At 56.5% G+C, this 18,770-nt stretch carries 16 protein-coding genes; 11 read left to right on the plus strand and 5 right to left on the minus strand.

Annotation, left to right across the window (positions count from 1 at the left end; translation table 11 throughout):
* Positions 1–36 precede the first annotated feature (36 nt).
* The 5 genes from AU11_RS00725 to map form a co-directional block, all read right to left on the minus strand.
* Positions 37–381, minus strand: a complete 345-nt coding sequence (locus tag AU11_RS00725) for an ArsC family reductase (protein ID WP_043315671.1) — start codon at positions 379–381, stop codon at positions 37–39.
* A gap of 36 nt (positions 382–417) precedes the next feature.
* Entirely contained in the window at positions 418–1,071 is a 654-nt protein-coding gene (nth, locus tag AU11_RS00730; protein WP_043317799.1) for an endonuclease III, read from the minus strand.
* Positions 1,072–1,124: 53 nt separating this feature from the next.
* On the minus strand, positions 1,125–2,312 hold the full coding sequence (dapC, locus tag AU11_RS00735; protein ID WP_043317800.1) for a succinyldiaminopimelate transaminase: 1,188 nt from the start codon (positions 2,310–2,312) through the stop codon (positions 1,125–1,127).
* Positions 2,313–2,348: 36 nt separating this feature from the next.
* Positions 2,349–5,084, minus strand: a complete 2,736-nt coding sequence (locus AU11_RS00740) for a [protein-PII] uridylyltransferase (RefSeq protein ID WP_043315673.1) — start codon at positions 5,082–5,084, stop codon at positions 2,349–2,351.
* Positions 5,085–5,152: 68 nt separating this feature from the next.
* Positions 5,153–5,923: a type I methionyl aminopeptidase gene (gene map / locus AU11_RS00745; protein WP_043315676.1), complete on the minus strand. Its 771-nt coding sequence runs from the start codon at positions 5,921–5,923 to the stop codon at positions 5,153–5,155.
* A gap of 500 nt (positions 5,924–6,423) precedes the next feature.
* Between map and rpsB the strand changes: the two genes are divergently transcribed.
* From rpsB to lpxD, 11 genes are all read left to right on the plus strand, one after another.
* Positions 6,424–7,173, plus strand: coding sequence for a 30S ribosomal protein S2 (rpsB, locus tag AU11_RS00750; RefSeq protein ID WP_043315677.1), 750 nt, complete (start codon positions 6,424–6,426; stop codon positions 7,171–7,173).
* Positions 7,174–7,305: 132 nt separating this feature from the next.
* Positions 7,306–8,169, plus strand: coding sequence for a translation elongation factor Ts (tsf, locus tag AU11_RS00755; RefSeq protein WP_043315680.1), 864 nt, complete (start codon positions 7,306–7,308; stop codon positions 8,167–8,169).
* A 451-nt stretch (positions 8,170–8,620) separates the two neighbouring features.
* Positions 8,621–9,361 (plus strand): UMP kinase, encoded by a 741-nt coding sequence (gene pyrH / locus AU11_RS00760; RefSeq protein WP_043315683.1) that lies wholly within the window; start codon positions 8,621–8,623, stop codon positions 9,359–9,361.
* Positions 9,354–9,911: a ribosome recycling factor gene (gene frr, locus AU11_RS00765; RefSeq protein ID WP_043315686.1), complete on the plus strand. Its 558-nt coding sequence runs from the start codon at positions 9,354–9,356 to the stop codon at positions 9,909–9,911. Before pyrH ends, frr begins: the two co-directional genes overlap by 8 nt.
* Positions 9,911–10,672, plus strand: a complete 762-nt coding sequence (gene uppS / locus AU11_RS00770; RefSeq protein WP_043315689.1) for a polyprenyl diphosphate synthase — start codon at positions 9,911–9,913, stop codon at positions 10,670–10,672. The genes frr and uppS overlap by 1 nt, the downstream gene beginning before the upstream one ends.
* A gap of 73 nt (positions 10,673–10,745) precedes the next feature.
* Positions 10,746–11,591 carry a phosphatidate cytidylyltransferase gene (locus AU11_RS00775; protein ID WP_043315690.1) on the plus strand — a complete coding sequence of 282 codons (846 nt, stop codon included), beginning with the start codon at positions 10,746–10,748 and terminating at the stop codon, positions 11,589–11,591.
* A gap of 40 nt (positions 11,592–11,631) precedes the next feature.
* Positions 11,632–12,888 carry a 1-deoxy-D-xylulose-5-phosphate reductoisomerase gene (ispC, locus tag AU11_RS00780; protein ID WP_197023732.1) on the plus strand — a complete coding sequence of 419 codons (1,257 nt, stop codon included), beginning with the start codon at positions 11,632–11,634 and terminating at the stop codon, positions 12,886–12,888.
* Between the two features lie 9 nt (positions 12,889–12,897).
* Positions 12,898–14,256 (plus strand): RIP metalloprotease RseP, encoded by a 1,359-nt coding sequence (gene rseP, locus AU11_RS00785; RefSeq protein ID WP_043315693.1) that lies wholly within the window; start codon positions 12,898–12,900, stop codon positions 14,254–14,256.
* Positions 14,257–14,452: 196 nt separating this feature from the next.
* The gene (gene bamA, locus AU11_RS00790; protein ID WP_043315696.1) at positions 14,453–17,026 is read left to right on the plus strand and encodes an outer membrane protein assembly factor BamA; all 2,574 of its coding nucleotides are present in this window, start codon (positions 14,453–14,455) and stop codon (positions 17,024–17,026) included.
* Positions 17,027–17,146: 120 nt separating this feature from the next.
* Positions 17,147–17,662 carry an OmpH family outer membrane protein gene (locus AU11_RS00795; protein WP_043315699.1) on the plus strand — a complete coding sequence of 172 codons (516 nt, stop codon included), beginning with the start codon at positions 17,147–17,149 and terminating at the stop codon, positions 17,660–17,662.
* 16 nt (positions 17,663–17,678) lie between these two features.
* Positions 17,679–18,734: a UDP-3-O-(3-hydroxymyristoyl)glucosamine N-acyltransferase gene (gene lpxD / locus AU11_RS00800; RefSeq protein WP_231491393.1), complete on the plus strand. Its 1,056-nt coding sequence runs from the start codon at positions 17,679–17,681 to the stop codon at positions 18,732–18,734.
* The last annotated feature ends 36 nt before the right edge of the window (positions 18,735–18,770 follow it).

Consider the following 18,770-nt stretch of genomic DNA (forward strand, 5'->3'; position numbering starts at 1 on the left):
TTTTAACGTGTTGTTGTCGGGGTTAGTTGCCGGTCTTTATTTGACGAAGCTGGCGTAGCTATCGGCCTTGAACCCGAACAGGGTGTCGTTGCCTTTGGTCATCACCGGGCGCTTGATTAGGGTTGGGGTCTCGAGGGCCAGCGCCTTTGCACTGCCGTTGTCCATCCCGTCTTTTTGCGCTTCATCCAGGGCGCGCCAACTGGTGGAACGGCGGTTCAATACCTGCTCCCAGCCAAACTCTTGCAGCCACTGGGTCAGCGGTACACTGTCCATGCCGTCATCGCGGAAGTCGTGGAAGGTGTATTCCACATCGTTTTGTTCCAGCCACTTGCGGGCCTTTTTTACGGTGTCGCAGTTTTTGATGCCGTAGAGGGTAATCATCGATCTTCCAGTTGTTTCGGGCCTGAATCTGTGGGCTCAGGCTTTTTTGGTTTTCTTCGGATTTTTGCGCGCGGGGTAGCAGGTGGTGCAAATCTCGCACACGGTGCCATCGCAGCCGCGGGCGGAGCAGTATTCACGACCGTAGAAGATAATCTGCAAGTGCAGTTTGTTCCATTTCTCCCGCGGGAAAACCCGCTTTAAGTCCTTCTCCGTCTGCGCCACATTTTTGCCGGAGGTGAGCCCCCAGCGTTGGGCCAGACGGTGGATGTGGGTGTCCACCGGAAACGCTGGGTGACCGAAGGCCTGTGCCATGACCACGCTTGCGGTCTTGTGGCCGACACCCGGCAGGGTCTCCAGGGCAGCCATGTTTTCCGGTACCTGGCCGTGGTATTCATTGACCAGAATCTCGGACAGCTTCTGGATCGCTTTGGATTTTTGTGGCGAAAGGCCGCAGGGGCGGATCACTTCGCGGATTTTCTCTACCGGCACCTTGGCCATGTCGTAGGGATTGTCCGCGAGTGCCCACAGTGCAGGTGTAATCTGGTTTACCCGTTCGTCGGTGCATTGGGCAGACAGTAGCACTGCCACCAGCAGGGAGTAGGCATCAAAGTGATCCAGAGGCACGGGTGTTTCCGGGTACAGCTCTTCCAGTCGATGGAGGATGTAATCTACCCGTTCCTGCTTGAGCAGGTTTCTCTTCACTGTAATTTCTTCGGTCATTCTGCTCGCCTGCAAGCAGGCTCCTACGACAGACTCTTTCCGTAGAAGCTGCGAATGCGCTTCGCTGCTTCGATACATTCTTCCAGGGTGGCGACCAGGGCCATGCGTACATACGCTGCGCCCGGGTTTACGCCATTGGCCTCGCGGGCCAGGTAGGCGCCGGGCAGCACAGTAATGTGTTGCTGACGGAACAGTTCGCGAGCAAAGGTCTCGCCATCGCCCACTCGCGGCCACAGATAAAAACTTGCTTCGGGCTTTTGCACCTCGAGGCACCCGTCGAGGATTTCCAGTACGGCATCAAATTTCTGACGGTACAGGTCTCGGTTAGCTTTCACGTGCTGCTCATCCTGCCAAGCCGCAATGGACGCGTACTGGGTAGGTACCGGCATGGCGCAGCCGTGATAGGTGCGGTACAGCAGAAATTTTTCCAGAATTTCACCATCGCCGGCGACAAAGCCGGAGCGCAGACCGGGCAGATTGGAGCGCTTGGAGAGGCTATGAAATACCACGCAGCGGCGATAGTCATCACGCCCCAGCTCCGCGCAGGCCTGTAGCAGACCCGTCGGTGGATTGGCTTCATCGAAGTAGAGTTCCGAGTAACACTCGTCGGAGGCGATGATGAAATCGTATTGGTCGGCCAGCGCGATCAGTTGCGTCAGGTCGTCTGTATCCAGCAGAGCGCCGGTAGGGTTTCCCGGGGTGCAGAGATACAGGAGGCTGCACTCTTGCCAGACGCTTTCCGGCACTGAGGCAAAATCGGGCTTGAAGCCGTTTTCCGCCCTGCAATTGACAAAAAATGGTGTGGCGCCGGCAAGAAACGCGGCGCCTTCGTAGATCTGGTAGAAGGGGTTTGGCATCACCACCTTCGACCCTGGCGTCACTACGGTCTGTGCGAAGGCAAACAGCGCTTCGCGAGTGCCATTGACCGGAATCACTTCCGATTCCGGACTCAGCGACGAGAGCTTGAACCGACTACACAGCCAATTGGCGATGGTGTCACGTAGCGCGTCCAGCCCTTTGGTGAGCGGGTAGGCGGCGAGCTTTTCCAGGTTGTCGATCAGCTCGTCGCGCACAAACGCTGGCGGGGTGTGTTTGGGTTCACCGATGGACAGGGCGATCGGTGCGAGCGCTTCCGGCGCGTCGATGCCTTCTTTCAGTTTTGCCAGTTTGGCAAAGGGATAGGGCTGCAGCTGTTGCAAATTTGGGTTCATATTGTTGTCTGCTTTAGCGCATTTTTTCGGCGACATTCAAGGTTGCGGCGGTAGCGTTGCCTGGTGTGCGTCCAGTTCCTGACAAATGGCCTGTTCCAACAGTTCGATCAGGCTGTCGTTGGTGAGCGGTTGATCGTCACCGTCGGTAATATGGAAAATATCTTCGACCCGTTCCCCAAGTGTGGAAATCTTCGCATTGTGCAATCGCAGATCGTGGGTGATGAAAATTCTCGCAATACGTGCGAGTAACCCGGGGCGGTCTGCACTGGTAATTTCCAGGGTACTGTAAGTGTCGCCGGGCTCAGTGGAAATATGGGCCTGGCTGGGAAGGTGAAACATTTTCAGGCGGCGCGGAGTGCGGCGCTTGATGACCTTGGAGTAATCCTCTACCAGCTTGAGTTCTTTTTGCAGGGTATTGCGGATCTGTTCCAGGCGGTGTGGCTCATCCAGGAGTGGCTGGCCGGATTCATCCAGCACGTAGAAGGTATCCAGGGTATAACCGCCAGCGGAGCTATACAGGCGCGCGTCGTGAATGTTCAGGTTGAGCATATCGAGGCCGGTGACCACTGCGGCAAACACGTTGGGTCTGTCCGGGGTGTAGACGAACACTTCGGTGGCACCATCGTGTTCGCCGGGGCCGGAGTTGCGGGTCAGCACCACGGAATCGCTGTCCTCGTCCCGTGCCGGATCTTTCTGCAGCTGGTAGATGGCGGCGGTGTGCCAGGTGATGCTGTCGGCACTTTCGCGCACAAAGTAGTCTTCACCCATTTCCGACCAGATGTCTTCCACCGCATTGCTGGGTACACCCATAGCGCGCAGCATATTGCGCGCCTGTGCCTGGGTTTCCAGGTAGATTTCGTCGCGGTCGATGGGGTTCTCAAGGCCCCGGCGCAGGGCGCGCTGAGTGTATTGGTACAGTTGGCGCATCAGGCTGGCGCGCCAGCTGTTCCACAGATCGGGATTGGTGGCGTTGATGTCCGCCACCGTCAGGGCGTAGAGGTAGTCCAGGTGTTCGCGGTCGCCCACTTCGGCGGCAAACGCGTGGACTACTTCGGGGTCGGTAATATCCTGCTTCTGCGATACCGCACTCATCAGCAGGTGCTTTTCCACCAGCCAGCACACCAGGCGGCGGTCTCGGGCGGAAAGCCCGTGGCGTCGACAGAAGGCGTCTGCATCGATCACGCCCAGCTTGGAGTGGTCGCCACCGCGACCCTTGGCAATATCGTGGTAGAGACCGGCGATATACAGCAGTTCCGGCTTGCGCATCCGTGACAGAATTTCCGCAGCCAGTGGGAATTTTTCCCAGGCCTCTTCGCTACGAAAACCGCGCATATTGCGCACTACCTGCAGGGTGTGCGCATCCACGGTATAGATATGGAATAGGTCGTGTTGCATCTGCCCGGTGACGCGGCCAAATTCCGGCAGGTAACGGCCGAGGATGCCGTAGCGAGTCATGCGGGTAAGTTGAGTGGACAGGCCGCGGGGGCTGCGCAGCAACTGCATAAACAGCCGCGCGTTGGCAGGGTCGGCACGGAACTGATCGTCGATCAAGTGGCGGTGCTCACGCAACAGCCGGATCGTAGAGGCCCGGACACCGTGTATTTCCGGATTGCTGGCCATCAGTACGAAGATTTCCAGCAGGGCAGGTGGGTGTTCGATAAAGGTGCGGGTGACTGCGACCTCAATGGTGTTACCGCGTAACTGGAAACGCTCATTGATGGGGGTCACGGGCAGGTGCTTGCCACGCTGCAGGATCACCTCGTCCAGGAACTGCAGCATTACATCGTTCAACTCTCGCAGCGCCATGACGATACGGTAGTAGGTGTGCATGAACTGTTCCACCGCCAGGTGGGTCTCATTGTCCTTGTAGCCGAAATCCCGTGCCAGTTCCCGCTGGTAATCGAACAGCAGTCTTTCTTCCGGGCGCCCGGCCAGCAGGTGCAGGCCATAGCGTACCCGCCACAGGAAGTCTTCACCGGACTGGAGAATGGCAAATTCTTCCTCGGTGAAGAAGCCCTTGCCCTGCAACTGTTTTAATGTCCGCACATGGAAGTAGCGTTTGGCCACCCAATTAATGGTCTGGATATCCCTCAGGCCGCCGGGGGCGTTTTTGATATTGGGCTCCAGGTTGTATTCGGCACCCTGCTGTTTGCTGTGGCGCGCCTCCTGTTCTGCATACTTCGCGCTGAAAAACGCATCCGCTGGCCACAGTTTGTCGGGCGTCATTCGTTCGGCAAGCGTCTCGCACAGGGCCGGGTTGCCGACCACCGTACGGCATTCCATCAGGTTGGTGGCGACAGTGATGTCTTCCTCCGCCATTTCCACACACTGATCCACGGTACGTACCGCGTGGCCGATATCCAGTTTCAGGTCCCACAGGAAGGCGACCAGGCGCTCGATATTGTCGACGACGGTTTCATCGGGCTTTTCGGTGGTGAGAATCAGCAGGTCGATATCGGATTTCGGATGTAATTCGCCGCGACCGTAGCCGCCCACCGCCAGCAGGCTGATGGTGTCCGGCCACTGAAATTGGTACCACGCATAGTGCATCAGGCAATCCACAAACAGGGCGCGCTCATAGACCAGTGTGCGGACGTCTTCACCTTCGCTGAAGCGGCGCGCCATATGGGTATCTGCGGCACCCACCGCATCCTTGAAGATTTCCAGGGTCGGGCGGGCGCCCTCTGCCAGATCTCTCCGGAACCGGGACTGGTCGAAGAAAAACAGGGGTTTTTCGAAATGCGGTAACTGCGCCAGCTGCTTGGAATTCATAGATGCGGAATCCGGTTAACCCTGTCGGCCAGCGCGAGCGCTGAATAGTGTCTTGGAGTGGCTTGAAATCAGAAAGACTCTTCCTTGCGCGCGGTAAGGATTTCGACGCCGTCACTGGTAACCGCCATGGTGTGCTCCCACTGGGCGGAGAGCCGGCGATCGACGGTGACGGCGGTCCAGCCATCGCGCAATACACGGCTGCCGGGTTTGCCGGCATTGATCATCGGTTCAATGGTGAAGGTCATGCCTTCTTCCAGAACCTGGCCGGTGCCCGGCTTACCGTAATGCAGGATTTGCGGGTCCTCGTGGAAAACGTCGCCAATGCCGTGACCACAGAAGTCCTTGACCACCGAGTAATAGTTCTTTTCCGCGTGCTGTTGGATCACATGGCCGATGTCGCCGAGGGTGGTGCCAGGGCGCACGATTTCGATCGCCTTGTACAGGCATTCCTGGGTCACTTTGACCAGGCGCTGGGCGTGGGCCGCTGGCTTGCCAACGAAATACATTTTGGAGGTGTCGCCGTACCAGCCATCTTTGATAACGGTGACGTCAATATTGATGATGTCACCCTTCTTTAGCACCTTGGATTCCGAGGGGATTCCGTGGCAGATCACCTCGTTGACCGAGGTACAGATTGATTTGGGAAAGCCGCGATAACCCAGGCAGGCGGGGATCGCCTCCTGAACATTGACGATATAGTCATGGCAGCGGCGGTCAAGCTCTTCCGTGGTGACACCGGGAACCACGTATTCGCCAATCATTTCCAGCACTTCGGCGGCCAGGCGGCCGGCAGTGCGCATTTTGGCGATCTGTTCTGGTGTCTTTACGGCGTTGGTCATGAATATTCCCGACTGTTCGTGGCTATTTCTGGACAGAGTGTCGTTGGTAAATGCGCGCGATCTGGCGGCACACTTGGTGTAAATCGGCCCCTGAGCTGGCAGTCTGTTCCGCGGGGCCCGGAAACGGCGCGGTATTGTAGCGGAATTACAGGGGCAGGGCATTAGGTGACCCGATTGTCGCAGCTGGTCCCCATGCTATCGAAATCCCATTATTCCGCTTTCGTGGCGCCCGTCACGCTTCCCGCTTCCTGAGGAATATGGTATAAAGCGCGCCGCTTTGGGCAGTGCCCGAAGTGAAACTAAACAAAGGGTGGTGAATTTCACCGCACTTAACAAACGCCGCACATATACCGGCACATTCTCCTGGGTGTCTTTGTGGTTCCCCATCTGATGGTGAAGTCCGAGGATTGGTGAATGGGGTATATGGAGGATCAAACCCGGGAAGCATTCGGCCTTCAAGTTACGGTCGGTTGCCTCCGTTATTGTTATTGAGGTTTATTATGCCGCAAGTCAGCATGCGCGATATGCTGCAGGCTGGTGTCCACTTTGGTCACCAGACTCGCTATTGGAACCCGAAGATGGGTGAATACATCTTTGGTGCTCGCAACAAGATTCACATCATCAACCTGGAGCACACTGTTCCGGCCTTCAACGAAGCTCTGCAAGTCATCAAAGGTATGGCTGCCCAGAAGAAGAAGATTCTGTTTGTTGGTACCAAGCGCGCAGCGCAGAAGTCCATCAAAGAGCAGGCCGAGCGTGCAGGTCAGCCCTACGTCAGCAACCGCTGGCTGGGTGGTATGCTCACCAACTACAAAACCATCCGCGCTTCCATCAAGCGTTTCCGCGATCTCGAAGCCCAGTCTCAGGACGGCACCTTCGAGAAGCTGACCAAGAAAGAAGCCCTGATGCGCACCCGCACCATGGAGAAGCTCGAGCGCTCCATCGGTGGTATCAAAGACATGGGTGGTCTGCCGGACGTACTGTTCGTGATCGACGTTGAGCACGAGCGCATCGCGATCCAGGAAGCCAATAAACTGGGTATCCCTGTCATCGGTATCGTCGATACCAACAGCAGCCCGGAAGGTGTTGACTACATCATCCCTGGTAACGATGACGCGATCCGTGCCATCAAGCTGTACACCACTGCGGTAGCCGACGCTGTACTGGCTGGCACTGCCGAAGCTGGTGGCGCTGCTGCTCAAAGCGAATACGTTGAAGCAGAAGACGATCAGCAAGCTGCGGACTCCTAATTCGGAGTAATAGCCGCAGGCTACTGGCGGTGTAACATTTTTCGGTTACGCTGCAGGGAAAAGGGGCCACTTAACCGGCCCCTTTTTTTCAAATCCAACAAAGAATTTGAATCTGAACCCGAGGATTGAATCATGGCGATTACCGCGTCAATGGTAAAAGAACTGCGTGAGCGCACTGGCCTGCCGATGATGGAGTGCAAAAAAGCACTGAACGAGGCAGATGGCGACATCGAGAAAGCGATCGAAGATCTGCGTAAAGCTTCCGGCCTGAAAGCGGCCAAGAAGGCTGGTCGTACCGCTGCTGACGGTGTTGTTGCTGCCAAGGTTGCTGAAGATGGCAGCTACGGTGTTCTGGTTGAAGTGAACTCCGAGACCGACTTCGTTGCCCGTGACGAAGGCTTCAAAGCGTTCGTTGGCAAGGTTGTCGACAAGGCATTTGCTGATCGTCAGGAAGATGTTGCTGTACTGATGGAAGGCGAGCTGGAAGAGGCGCGCGAAGCGCTGGTACAGAAAATCGGTGAGAACATCGGTGTTCGTCGCATTCAGCTGGTTGAAGCGCCGGTAGTTGGTGCCTATGTGCACTCCAACAACCGTATCGCTGCCATCGTTGCTCTGAGTGGCGGTGATGTTGAAACCGCACGGGACGTGGCTATGCACGTGACTGCGGTGAACCCGCAGGTCGTTAAGCCAGAAGATATGCCGGCTGACGTGCTGGAGAAGGAAAAAGACATCATCAAGGCGCAGCCGGATATGGAAGGCAAGCCCGCCGAGATCGTTGAGAAGATGATGGGCGGCCGCATCAAGAAGTTCCTGAAGGAAAACAGCCTGGTGGAACAGCCTTTCGTTAAGAACCCGGACGTTAACGTTGGCAAGCTGGTGAAAGATGCCGGTGGCGACGTTGCCAGCTTCGTGCGTTTTGAGGTGGGTGAAGGTATCGAGAAGGAAGAGGTTGACTTTGCAGCGGAAGTGGCCGCTCAGGTTAAAGCCAGCTCTTGATGTCTGAATCAGCCGGTGACCATTCGGTCGCCGGCGCCAGCGGGGTGCACCCGGTGTGTTCATTAGAATACGTCCGGGGCGCCCCGCTGTTGTATCTGGCGCCTAGTGGCCCATGCGGAAAGTCGTGTAACTGTTCGCTTCACCAAAGCGTCCAGCTCTGCGTTGAGAAAGCTTGAAATAGAACCACTATTCCTGCGCTCTCTCGCCTTGATCTGAATACTTTGGCTGTGCTCCTTAGTTACCGGACTTTCCGCATGGGCCACCAGGGATTTTCTGCTCGATATTTGAGCGAAATTGGGGGCGGGTGAGGCTATCCCGCACTTTGAACCAGGCCAGATCGGTATAGCCATAGGTAAAGCGCCGAATTTGTTGTAATGTTCGGCGGGCGCGACCCGGAACGCCGGTTGCGTCTCAACAGAGAATTTAGCCCGTAACAGTTGAGGAATAAGGGATGCCAGGTATTAAAGACCGCAAGTACAAGCGAATCCTGTTAAAGCTCAGCGGCGAAGAGCTGATGGGCGAACAGGGGTTTGGTATCAGCCCCAAAGTGCTCGACAAAATGGCCCTGGAGATCGGCCAGCTGGTGGGTATTGGTGTTCAGGTTGGACTGGTGGTCGGCGGCGGAAACCTGTTTCGTGGCGCCGCGCTGAACGCTGCAGGCCTCGACCGGGTAACCGGTGACCATATGGGTATGCTGGCTACGGTAATGAACGCGCTGGCTCTGCGTGATGCCCTGGAGCGCTCCAATATTTCCTCCCGCGTCATGTCTGCCATTCAGATGAGCGGTATCGTGGACCACTACGACCGCCGCGCCGCCATCCGTTACCTGGAGCGCGGTGAAGTGCTTATTTTTGCCGCCGGCACCGGCAACCCCTTCTTCACCACCGATTCCGCTGCCTGTCTGCGCGGTATCGAGATCGAGGCGGAAATGGTGCTGAAGGCCACCAAAGTCGATGGCGTTTACTCCGCGGACCCGAAACTGGTGCCTGACGCCACCCGCTACGACCAACTTACTTACGACGAGGTTCTGGACAAGAAACTCGGTGTAATGGATTTAACCGCAATCTGCCTCTGCCGCGAACACAATATGCCTGTGCGGGTATTCCGCATGGATAAGACCGGCGCACTACTCAATATAGTTGTGGGTGGTGAAGAGGGCACACTGATCGAAGAGGAAGTGAATCGTGATTAACGATATCAAAAAGCAAGCCGAAGCGCGCATGGGCAAAGCGATCGATGCGCTGGGCACCAACTTCAATAAAATCCGTACCGGCCGCGCCCACCCGAGCATTCTGGATGGTATTCAGGTGTCGTACTACGGTTCTGATACGCCACTGTCTCAGGTGGCGAATGTGACCGTGGAAGATGCGCGTACCCTGTCCGTTTCCCCCTGGGAAAAAAACCTGGTGCCGGAAATCGAAAAGGCCATCATGAAATCCGACCTGGGGCTCAACCCCAGCACAGCGGGCGCGGTTATCCGTATTCCGATGCCGATGCTGACCGAGGAAACCCGTAAGAATTTCATCAAGCAGGCCAAAGGCGAAGCGGAAAGTGCGCGGGTCTCCATCCGTAACAACCGTCGCGATGCGCTGGCGGAAGTGAAGGCGCTGGTTAAGGACAAGGAAATCTCCGAAGACGACGAGCGTCGTGCAGCGGACGAGATCCAGAAACTGACCGACAAATACATTGCCGAGGTGGAAAAGGCGCTGGCGGCAAAAGAAAAAGACCTGATGGAAATCTGATGTCTTCTGGCGGTACTGGTGCGACAGCGCACAAGCAGGCGGGGCCGCGACATGTCGCCATCATTATGGATGGGAATGGACGCTGGGCTGCGCGTCGTGGGCTGTCACCATCTGCCGGCCACAAGGCGGGCGTGGAGCGAATCAGAGATCTGATTGAAGCGTGCAAGGAGCGCCAGATCGAGGTTCTGACTCTTTTCGCCTTCTCCAGTGAGAACTGGCAGCGACCTCCCAAAGAGGTGGAGCTGTTGATGAGCCTGTTCCACTCCTATTTACGCCGGGAAGCGCGGCGCATGCAGGAGCAGGGGGTTCGGTTGCGCGTGATCGGTCGTCGCGACCGATTCTCTTCGCGGGTGCAGCGCGCCATTATTGAGGCTGAGGCCATGACCCGCGATGGCCAACACGGGACACTGGTGATTGCCGCCGATTACGGTGGCCGGTGGGATATTGCGCAAGCTGCGCGCGCAGTTGCAGAAGAGGTGGCCAGTGGCCTGCGCTCTGCGGACTCCATCGACGAGGAAGCTTTGGGTGCGCATATTCAGTTGGCAGACCTGCCGCCGGTGGATTTACTGATTCGCTCCAGTGGGGAGCAGCGAATCAGCAATTTTGTTCTGTGGCAGACTGCCTATAGCGAATTCTATTTCACGGATACGCTGTGGCCCGATTTTGATGTGCCTGCGCTGGATCTGGCGCTGGAGGCTTTTCGGCTGCGCGATAGACGTTACGGTGGGCGTAAAGAGGATGGCCTGGAGGCTCAGGCCTGAAATGCCAGACCTGCCAGGCTGGTGAGCACAGATTACCGAATGATAATAGTTAAAGGTTTTTAAGGGTTTAACGGTGCTAAAACAAAGAATAATTACCGCGCTGGTGTTGGTGGCTCTTTTCCTGGGGTTGCTGTTCTTCGTGCCCCTTCAGTGGTTTTCCATCGTGATTGCGGGGGTCATTCTGCTGGGTGGTTGGGAGTGGGCTAACCTTTCCAACCTGAACCGTGCTTTACGTTTTGTATTTCTCGCCGCGCTGGGCACCGCGTTGATCGCCACTGCCAGCTATGTGTTCAATTTTGACTTTTCCTCTCCGGATACCGATCGGGCACGTCAGATCCTCGCGGTGGCCTGCGGATGGTGGGCGTTGGCCTTCCTGTGGGTGCAGGGCTATCCCGCCAGTGCCATGTTGTGGGGGAATCGTTGGGCGCGCGGGTTGATTGGCCTGGTGGTTCTAGTGCCCGCGTGGTTGTCTGTGGTTATTCTGCAGGGGCAGGAACACGGCGCCTGGCTGGTGCTGTTTGTGGTCGCCGTTGTGGTGGCCGCTGATGTAGGCGCTTATTTTGTCGGGCGCAAATTCGGCAAGCACAAGCTGGCACGGGAAGTCAGCCCGGGTAAGTCCTGGGAGGGTTTTTTCGGTGGGCTGGCTGCTTGTCTGGTTCTGGCTCTGGGTGTGTCTGCCGCGTTTGATCTGCCCACCAAAAATACGATCCTGTTTACCATCGGTGTCCTGGTGACCGCCCTGGCATCGGTGATTGGCGACCTGGTGGAGAGCATGTTCAAGCGCCACCGTGGGATCAAAGACAGTAGCCGGATTTTGCCGGGCCACGGCGGTATTCTCGATCGCCTGGACAGTCTTACTGCGGCGCTGCCGGTATTTACTATGGCGGCACTTGCCAGTGAATTGCCCAAATATCTTTAATCTCTTTTAGTTGATTTGGGCGCAGAGGTATTTCGATTTCATGCAAACCATGACCCCACAACCTGTCTGTGTGCTCGGGTCCACCGGTTCCATCGGGGTGAGTACCTTGGATGTACTCGCCCGCCACCCTCAGGATTACTCCGTATTTGCGTTAACCGCCCGTGAGCGGGTGGCAGAACTTGCGCAGCAATGTCGCCGCTTCAGGCCCCGTTATGCTGTGGTTCTGGAGGCTGAGAAAGCAGCGCAGCTGCGTCGTGACTTTGCCGCCGAGGGGTTGGTCACTGAAGTTTTGAGTGGTGTCGAAGGGCTTTGTCAGGTGGCGTCCGCCCCCGAGGTAAGCATTGTCATGGCTGCAATCGTGGGAGCGGCCGGGTTGAAACCGACGCTGGCGGCGGTTCAGGCAGGTAAAAAAGTGCTGTTGGCGAACAAGGAGTCGCTGGTAATGGCTGGGCCGTTATTTATGTCGGCTCTGGCGCAAAGCGATGCTTCACTGTTGCCCATCGATAGCGAGCACAATGCCATTTTCCAGTGCCTGCCGTACCCTTGTGACAACCTGGTCGAAGCGGGTGTTGAGCGGATACTGCTCACCGGTTCCGGGGGGCCTTTCCGCACCGCAGACCCGGAATCTTTACACCGCGTAACGCCGGATGAAGCGTGTAATCATCCCAACTGGTCCATGGGGCGTAAAATCTCCGTGGATTCCGCAACCATGATGAATAAAGGGCTGGAATTTATCGAGGCTTGCTACCTTTTTCACGCGGCGCCTGCGGATATCCAAGTGGTGGTCCACCCGCAGAGCATCGTGCACTCCATGGTGCAGTACCGGGATGGCTCCCTGTTGGCGCAGATGGGGAACCCGGACATGCGGACGCCAATCGCGCATGCTTTGGCTTTTCCTCAGCGAATTGATAGTGGCGTGAGTGCCCTGGATTTGATCGCTGCCGGACGCCTGGATTTTGAAGCGCCGGATGAGACCCGGTTTCCTTGCCTGCGCCTGGCGCGGGAAGCCATGGAGCAGGGTGGCAGTGCACCCACGGTGCTCAATGCGGCCAATGAAGTGGCCGTCGCAGCATTTCTTGAGGGTAGGCTGCCATTCACCGGAATTGCCGGGCTGATCGAAAAGGTCATGGATTCCACCAATCGCGTTGAACTGGCGGATCTGGAGGTAGTCGAACGGGCTGATCGGGAAGCGCGTGCGCGGGCTCAAGAAGTACTGAGTGAGCTGTGCGGCGTCCACGACGGTGGCGTCGGCGATAACAGTGACGACGGACAGCGCCCGCAAACGAGATCAATGTAAACTGACCCCATGCTAGATTTTCTTCAAACTGCAGCCTGGGCCCTGGTTGCCCTCGGCGTACTGGTGAGCTTCCATGAGTTCGGTCACTTTATTGTGGCGCGCTGGTGTGGAGTGAAAGTGTTGCGCTTTTCCGTCGGTTTCGGCAAGCGTCTGGTATCCCGGTACGATCGCCACGGCACAGAGTTTACTGTGTCAGCTATTCCGCTCGGTGGCTACGTCAAATTCCTCGATGAACGTGAAGGCACTGTAGCGCCAGAGGAGCTGGATGGTGCCTTCAACCGCAAAAATGTCTGGCAGCGAATGGCAATCGCCGCTGCCGGTCCAGTATTCAATTTCCTTTTGGCCATCGCCCTTTTCTGGGGGGTGTTTATGGGGGGGACCTCCGGCCCGGTGCCTATCGTGGATCAGGTGGAGCCGCGCAGTATTGCTGCCTATGCCGGCCTGGAGGCCGGGCAGGAAATCATTGCTGTGGACGATCAACCCACGCCCACCTGGCAGGCGCTCAACTGGCGCCTGGCCAACCGACTGGGGGACACAGGGCATATAAAATTTTCCGTGCGATACCCGGACTCGACCCTCGAATACCATATGTACGCGGATATTGACCGCTGGCTGGCGGGGCAGGAAGTTCCTGATCCGCTGGACGAGATTGGTGTCAAACTGTGGATCCCGAAGATCAGCATGACGCTGGCTCAGGTGGTAGATGACAGTCCCGCAGCGAAAGGTGGTCTCAAGGCCGGTGATGAAATCATCGCCACCGATGGCCGCGACTACCGCGACTGGGATCAGTGGACCAGCTATATCAAAGCGCATCCCGACCAGGCCGTGCAGGTTACCGTACTCCGGGATGGGGCGGAGCAGTCGGTCACGATTACCCCGGATCTGGTAACCCTCGACAGCGGAGAGAAAATCGGTCGTATCGGTGTACTGCCGGTTGCTGCATCCTGGCCCGAGGACAAGGTGCGCCGCTATCACTACGGGGTGATGGGCGCCTTCAGCAAGGGGTTGGAAGAGACCTGGAGCAAGACGGTATTTACCCTTAACAGCCTCAAAAAACTGCTGTTTGGAGAGATCTCGACCCGCAACTTGAGTGGCCCTATCACCATTGCTAAAGTTGCCGGCACTTCGGCGGATGCGGGCTGGCAGTCATTCCTGTCATTGCTGGCACTCCTGAGTATCAGTCTTGGTGTGTTGAACCTCTTGCCAATTCCCGTACTCGACGGCGGTCATCTCCTTTACTACGGTATTGAAGCGATAAAGGGTTCCCCGGTATCTGAAAAAGTGCAGATGATTGGGTTGCAGGTGGGTATGGCCATGGTGCTGGGAATTATGGCACTGGCGCTGTACAACGATATTCTGCGCCTTTAATGAATTTTTACCCGCGCTCTCTGTCCTACATTTTGTTGAAATCAAGGGTTCCTGATTGAGGGCTCTGTAACGAGGGCGGCGGTTGCTTCGATCGTGCTGGCCAGGCCTGCTCGGTTGGGGTCGACGGGGCCTGCGCCTCTGTGATGTCGGGCATATTGCCCTGATGGAATTGCGAATAAACACTCGGAATTAGTAGATGAAAGATTTCCTGAAGGCGGCGAGCCTCGGTCTGGCAATGCCTATTGCCGCATACGCGCAATCGTTTGTGGTCAACGATATTCGCGTTGAGGGGCTTCAGCGTGTTTCCGCCGGTTCGGTTTTTGCCGCGTTGCCTGTTCGGGTTGGCGACCAGATTGAAAGTGTCGAAATTCAGAGTGCTACCCGCGCCCTGTTCCGCACCGGATATTTCCAGGATATTCAGATCGGCCGTGAAAATGGCGTCCTGGTAATCACGGTACGCGAGCGCCCGGCAATCTCCAAGATCGAGATTACCGGTAACAAGGCTATCAAGACCGAAGATCTGCTCAAGGGCATGAATGATAACGGTCTGGCGGAAGGGCAGATTTTCAAGCGCGCGACCCTCGAAGGTCTGGCGCAGGAGTTGCAGCGCCAGTATGTGGCTCAGGGCCGCTATGGCGCCAGTGTCACCACCGAAGTGAAAGAGCTGCCACGCAACCAGGTGGAGCTGAAGGTGGTGGTGGATGAAGGCTCTGTTGCTGCCATCAAACATATCAATATCGTCGGCAACCAGGCGTTTTCCGATGATGAACTGGCGGAAATATTTGAACTGCAGACCACCGGTTGGTTGTCCTGGCTTAACAGTGATGACAAGTACTCCCGCGAGAAGCTGACCGGTGACCTGGAGCGGCTCGAGTCATACTACCTCGACCGCGGTTATCTCGAATTCAAAATCGATTCCACGCAAGTCTCTCTGAGCCCTGATAAGCAGAGCGTTTTTATTACGGTCAATATCAGTGAGGGCGATGTTTACTCCGTTTCTGAAGTGGAACTTGCGGGTGACCCGGTTGTGTCGGAAGAGGAAATCCGTCGCCTGCTGCTGGTGCGGAAGGGGCAGACTTTCTCTCAGGTACTGATGACCACGACGTCCGATTACATCACCAAGCGCCTGGGTAACGAGGGTTATACCTTCGCTGAAGTGAATGGCATTCCGGAGGCCAATGAGGAAGATAAAACCGTAAAGGTGACCTTCTTTATCGATCCTGGTAAGCGCGCCTACGTGCGCCGGATCAATTTTCGTGGCAATACCCGTACCTCTGATGACGTGTTGCGTCGCGAGATGCGTCAGATGGAATCCGCCTCCGCATCCTCCGCCCGTATCGAACAGTCCAAGGTGCGCCTGGAACGTCTGGGTTACTTCAAGGAAGTGCAGGTGGAAACCACTGAGGTTCCCGGCACATCCGACCAGATCGATGTGGAGTACACCGTAGAAGAGCAGCCTTCCGGTACCATCGGTGGTACCGTAGGTTACGCGCAGGGCAGTGGCCTGGTGCTGGGTGCCAACGTGCAGGAAAATAACTGGCTGGGCACCGGTAAGTCTGTGGGTTTTGCGGTCAACACCTCTACCTATCAGACGGTACTTAACTTCTCCTATACCGATCCGTATTTCACGCCAGACGGTGTCAGTCGTGGTTTCAACGTGTTCTATCAGGAGCGCGATTATTCCGAGATCAACCTGTCCAGCTATAACACCACCACTTACGGTGCCGGGTTGAGCTTTGGTTACCCGATTTCTGAAATTTCGCGCATCGGTCTGAATATCGGTTTCAATCACCTGGAGTTGAGCACCCATAGTAGCTCTGTCCAGGAGATCAAAGACAGCCCTGTGCCGATCAGTGGGGTGAATGGAGAAATCAATTCCGACGACGAAGCGGATATTCTCGAAGAGCTTGAGATGGCTGTCGAGGACGGTATTGCGCTGGACCTCAGTATGCCCGTGGATACCGGGTTGCTGAACACTAACCCGGATGGCTTCGTTGATCTGTATGGCGATGAATTTGATTCCTGGTCCCTGACGACCTCTTACGCCCGTTCCACTCTGAACCGGGGCATTCTCGCCACCCGCGGTGCGTCACAGCGCGCCTCTATCGAGATTGCCCTGCCTGGTGGTGATCTCGAATATTACAAATTTATTTATACCGGGCAGTATTTCCGTCCATTGACCAAAGACTTGACCCTGCGTCTGCGCACTCGTTTGGGCTATGCCGAAGGCTACGGTGAAACCGACGAGCTGCCGTTCTTCGAGAACTTCTACGCCGGTGGCTTTGGCTCCGTGCGCGGCTTCGAGCGAAACACACTGGGCCCGCGTTCAACCCCGGCAGTGAATTATCGCACCACGCCCTGTGCGGTGGATGCGGAAGGCGACATCACCGAATACTGCTATGTTCTGGACGACGCGACGGGCGAGCTGGAAACCACACCGGTCAGCAGCCGCCGCCCCGATCCATTCGGTGGCAATATCCTGGTGGAGGGAAGTGCAGAAATCATCTTCCCGATTCCTTTCGTGAAGGATCAGCGGTCCATGCAATCTGCCTTCTTTATCGATGCGGGTAATGTTTTCAGCACCAATTGCGGTGTCTCCCAGCTCAATTGTTACGACATCGATATCGATCATATCAACGTTTCCGCGGGCATCGGCCTGACCTGGATTACCGGGTTTGGCCCGCTGACCTTCAGCCTGTCCAAAGCCCTGCAGGAAAATGAGGACGACGAGATCGAAGTATTCCAGTTCTCACTGGGTAATAGCTTCTGACCACTGGAAATTGCCGCCGCAACTGTTTAGGGTTCACTCCTAGCGGCGAGCGGTGGCCTTCCAGATGAAGCGGCCTCTGTGGAAGCGGCCGTAAATTTACAGAAATACGGAGAATAAAAAGTGTTCAAATTTGTGAAAGTAAGTGCGATTCTGCTGGCTGGCCTGCTGTTTGCGGGAACCGCGAGCGCACAGTCAAAGGTGGCCGTAGTAAATATCCAGGCTGCGATTATGAGCACTGAGAAGGCGACCTCCAAGATCAATGCTCTGAAGACCAGCTCCGAATACTCCCAGTTGCAGAACAGTGCCGAGAGTATCCGTGCGGAAGTGCAGAAGATGGCCGAAGACGCGCAGAAGAATGGCGTGACCTGGTCTGAAGAGAAGAAGGCGGAGCAGCAGCGCAAGATCAACTTTAAACGCTCTGACTTTGAAACAACGGTTAAAAAGCTGCGTGCGATGGAAGGTCAGGCGGTGCAAGACCTGCAGAAAGACCTGCTGCCGAAAGCCAAGGCCGCATTGGAAGAGGTGATCAAGGAGCAGAAGCTCGACCTGGTGTTGGATGCCAGTGCTGCTGTCTATGCGGGTAAAACGGCCAATCTGACCGAAGAGCTGGTCAAACGCCTGAACGCGGCCAAGTAATTTCGACAGCACGACCATGATGAAAAATGCACAGCCAACGCTGGCGCAGTTGGCTGAAGAGCTGGGTGCAGAGTTGCGCCTTGCGGTTGGGGCCAGCGGCGATCAGGTGCCGACTGGCCTCAATACGTTACAGGATGCGGTGAATAGCGAGGTCAGCTTTCTCGCCAGTGCGAATTATCGCCGCTTTCTGGCTGCAACCAATGCATGTGCGGTATTGGTTTCTGCTGAGGATGTGGAAGCCTGTCCCGGCACAGCTCTGATCGTTCCCAATCCCTATCTTGCCTTCGCCAAGGCAACCGCTATTTACGATCGCACACCGACCCCGGCGTCGGGGATTGATCCTTCAGCCACAATCCATGCCAGTGCAGATGTCGCTGCGGATGCCAGTGTCGGCCCAGGGGTTGTGGTTGAAGCGCACGCCAGAGTCGGGCAGGGTGCCATTATCGGATCCGGTTGTGTGGTAGGAGAGGGCAGTGAAATTGGCCCCCGTACCCGCCTGTTCCCTAATGTGGTGGTCTACCACGGTTGCTCAATTGGTGCGGATTGCACGGTACATAGCAATACGGTCATTGGCGCCGACGGGTTTGGCTTTGCACCGGCTCAGGGGCAGTGGACCAAAATCCACCAGCTAGGTGGTGTAGAGATTGGGGACGAGGTGGAGATCGGCTCCTGCACCTGTATTGACCGTGGTGCACTTGGCAATACGGTTATCGGACGCGGGGTGAAGATCGACAATATGGTGCAAATCGCGCACAATGTGCAGATTGGTGACTACTCAGCCATGGCAGCCTGCTCTGCGGTGGCGGGTAGTGCGGTTATCGGCAGGCACTGCACCATTGCGGGCGGTGCGGGCATTGTTGGCCACGTCACCATTGCAGATCGCAGCCATGTCACTGCGCGTACCCTGGTTACCAAATCCATCGAAGAGGCCGGCTCCTACTCTAGCGGAGTGCCCTTTATGGAGAGCCGTAGCTGGCGCCGCAATGCCGTGCGTTACGGCCAGCTGGATCAGATGGCCCGGCGTCTCAAAGCGCTGGAGTCTGCGTTCAAGCAACAGCAGGCACCGGAATAGATAGACCTGCTTCATTGATTGCAGATACAAGATTTA

It is taken from the genome of Microbulbifer sp. HZ11 (assembly GCF_000708675.1).
Taxonomy (GTDB): domain Bacteria; phylum Pseudomonadota; class Gammaproteobacteria; order Pseudomonadales; family Cellvibrionaceae; genus Microbulbifer.

What these genes read in the sequence shown, in the direction of transcription:
- AU11_RS00725 (WP_043315671.1), bottom strand. Translation starts at nt 381, where the DNA reads ATGATTACCCTCTACGGCATCAAAAACTGCGACACCGTAAAAAAGGCC.
- uppS (WP_043315689.1), top strand. Translation starts at nt 9,911, where the DNA reads ATGTCTTCTGGCGGTACTGGTGCGACAGCGCACAAGCAGGCGGGGCCG.
- map (WP_043315676.1), bottom strand. Translation starts at nt 5,923, where the DNA reads ATGACCAACGCCGTAAAGACACCAGAACAGATCGCCAAAATGCGCACT.
- lpxD (WP_231491393.1), top strand. Translation starts at nt 17,679, where the DNA reads ATGATGAAAAATGCACAGCCAACGCTGGCGCAGTTGGCTGAAGAGCTG.
- ispC (WP_197023732.1), top strand. Translation starts at nt 11,632, where the DNA reads ATGCAAACCATGACCCCACAACCTGTCTGTGTGCTCGGGTCCACCGGT.
- rpsB (WP_043315677.1), top strand. Translation starts at nt 6,424, where the DNA reads ATGCCGCAAGTCAGCATGCGCGATATGCTGCAGGCTGGTGTCCACTTT.
- bamA (WP_043315696.1), top strand. Translation starts at nt 14,453, where the DNA reads ATGAAAGATTTCCTGAAGGCGGCGAGCCTCGGTCTGGCAATGCCTATT.
- pyrH (WP_043315683.1), top strand. Translation starts at nt 8,621, where the DNA reads ATGCCAGGTATTAAAGACCGCAAGTACAAGCGAATCCTGTTAAAGCTC.
- tsf (WP_043315680.1), top strand. Translation starts at nt 7,306, where the DNA reads ATGGCGATTACCGCGTCAATGGTAAAAGAACTGCGTGAGCGCACTGGC.
- rseP (WP_043315693.1), top strand. Translation starts at nt 12,898, where the DNA reads ATGCTAGATTTTCTTCAAACTGCAGCCTGGGCCCTGGTTGCCCTCGGC.
- dapC (WP_043317800.1), bottom strand. Translation starts at nt 2,312, where the DNA reads ATGAACCCAAATTTGCAACAGCTGCAGCCCTATCCCTTTGCCAAACTG.
- AU11_RS00740 (WP_043315673.1), bottom strand. Translation starts at nt 5,084, where the DNA reads ATGAATTCCAAGCAGCTGGCGCAGTTACCGCATTTCGAAAAACCCCTG.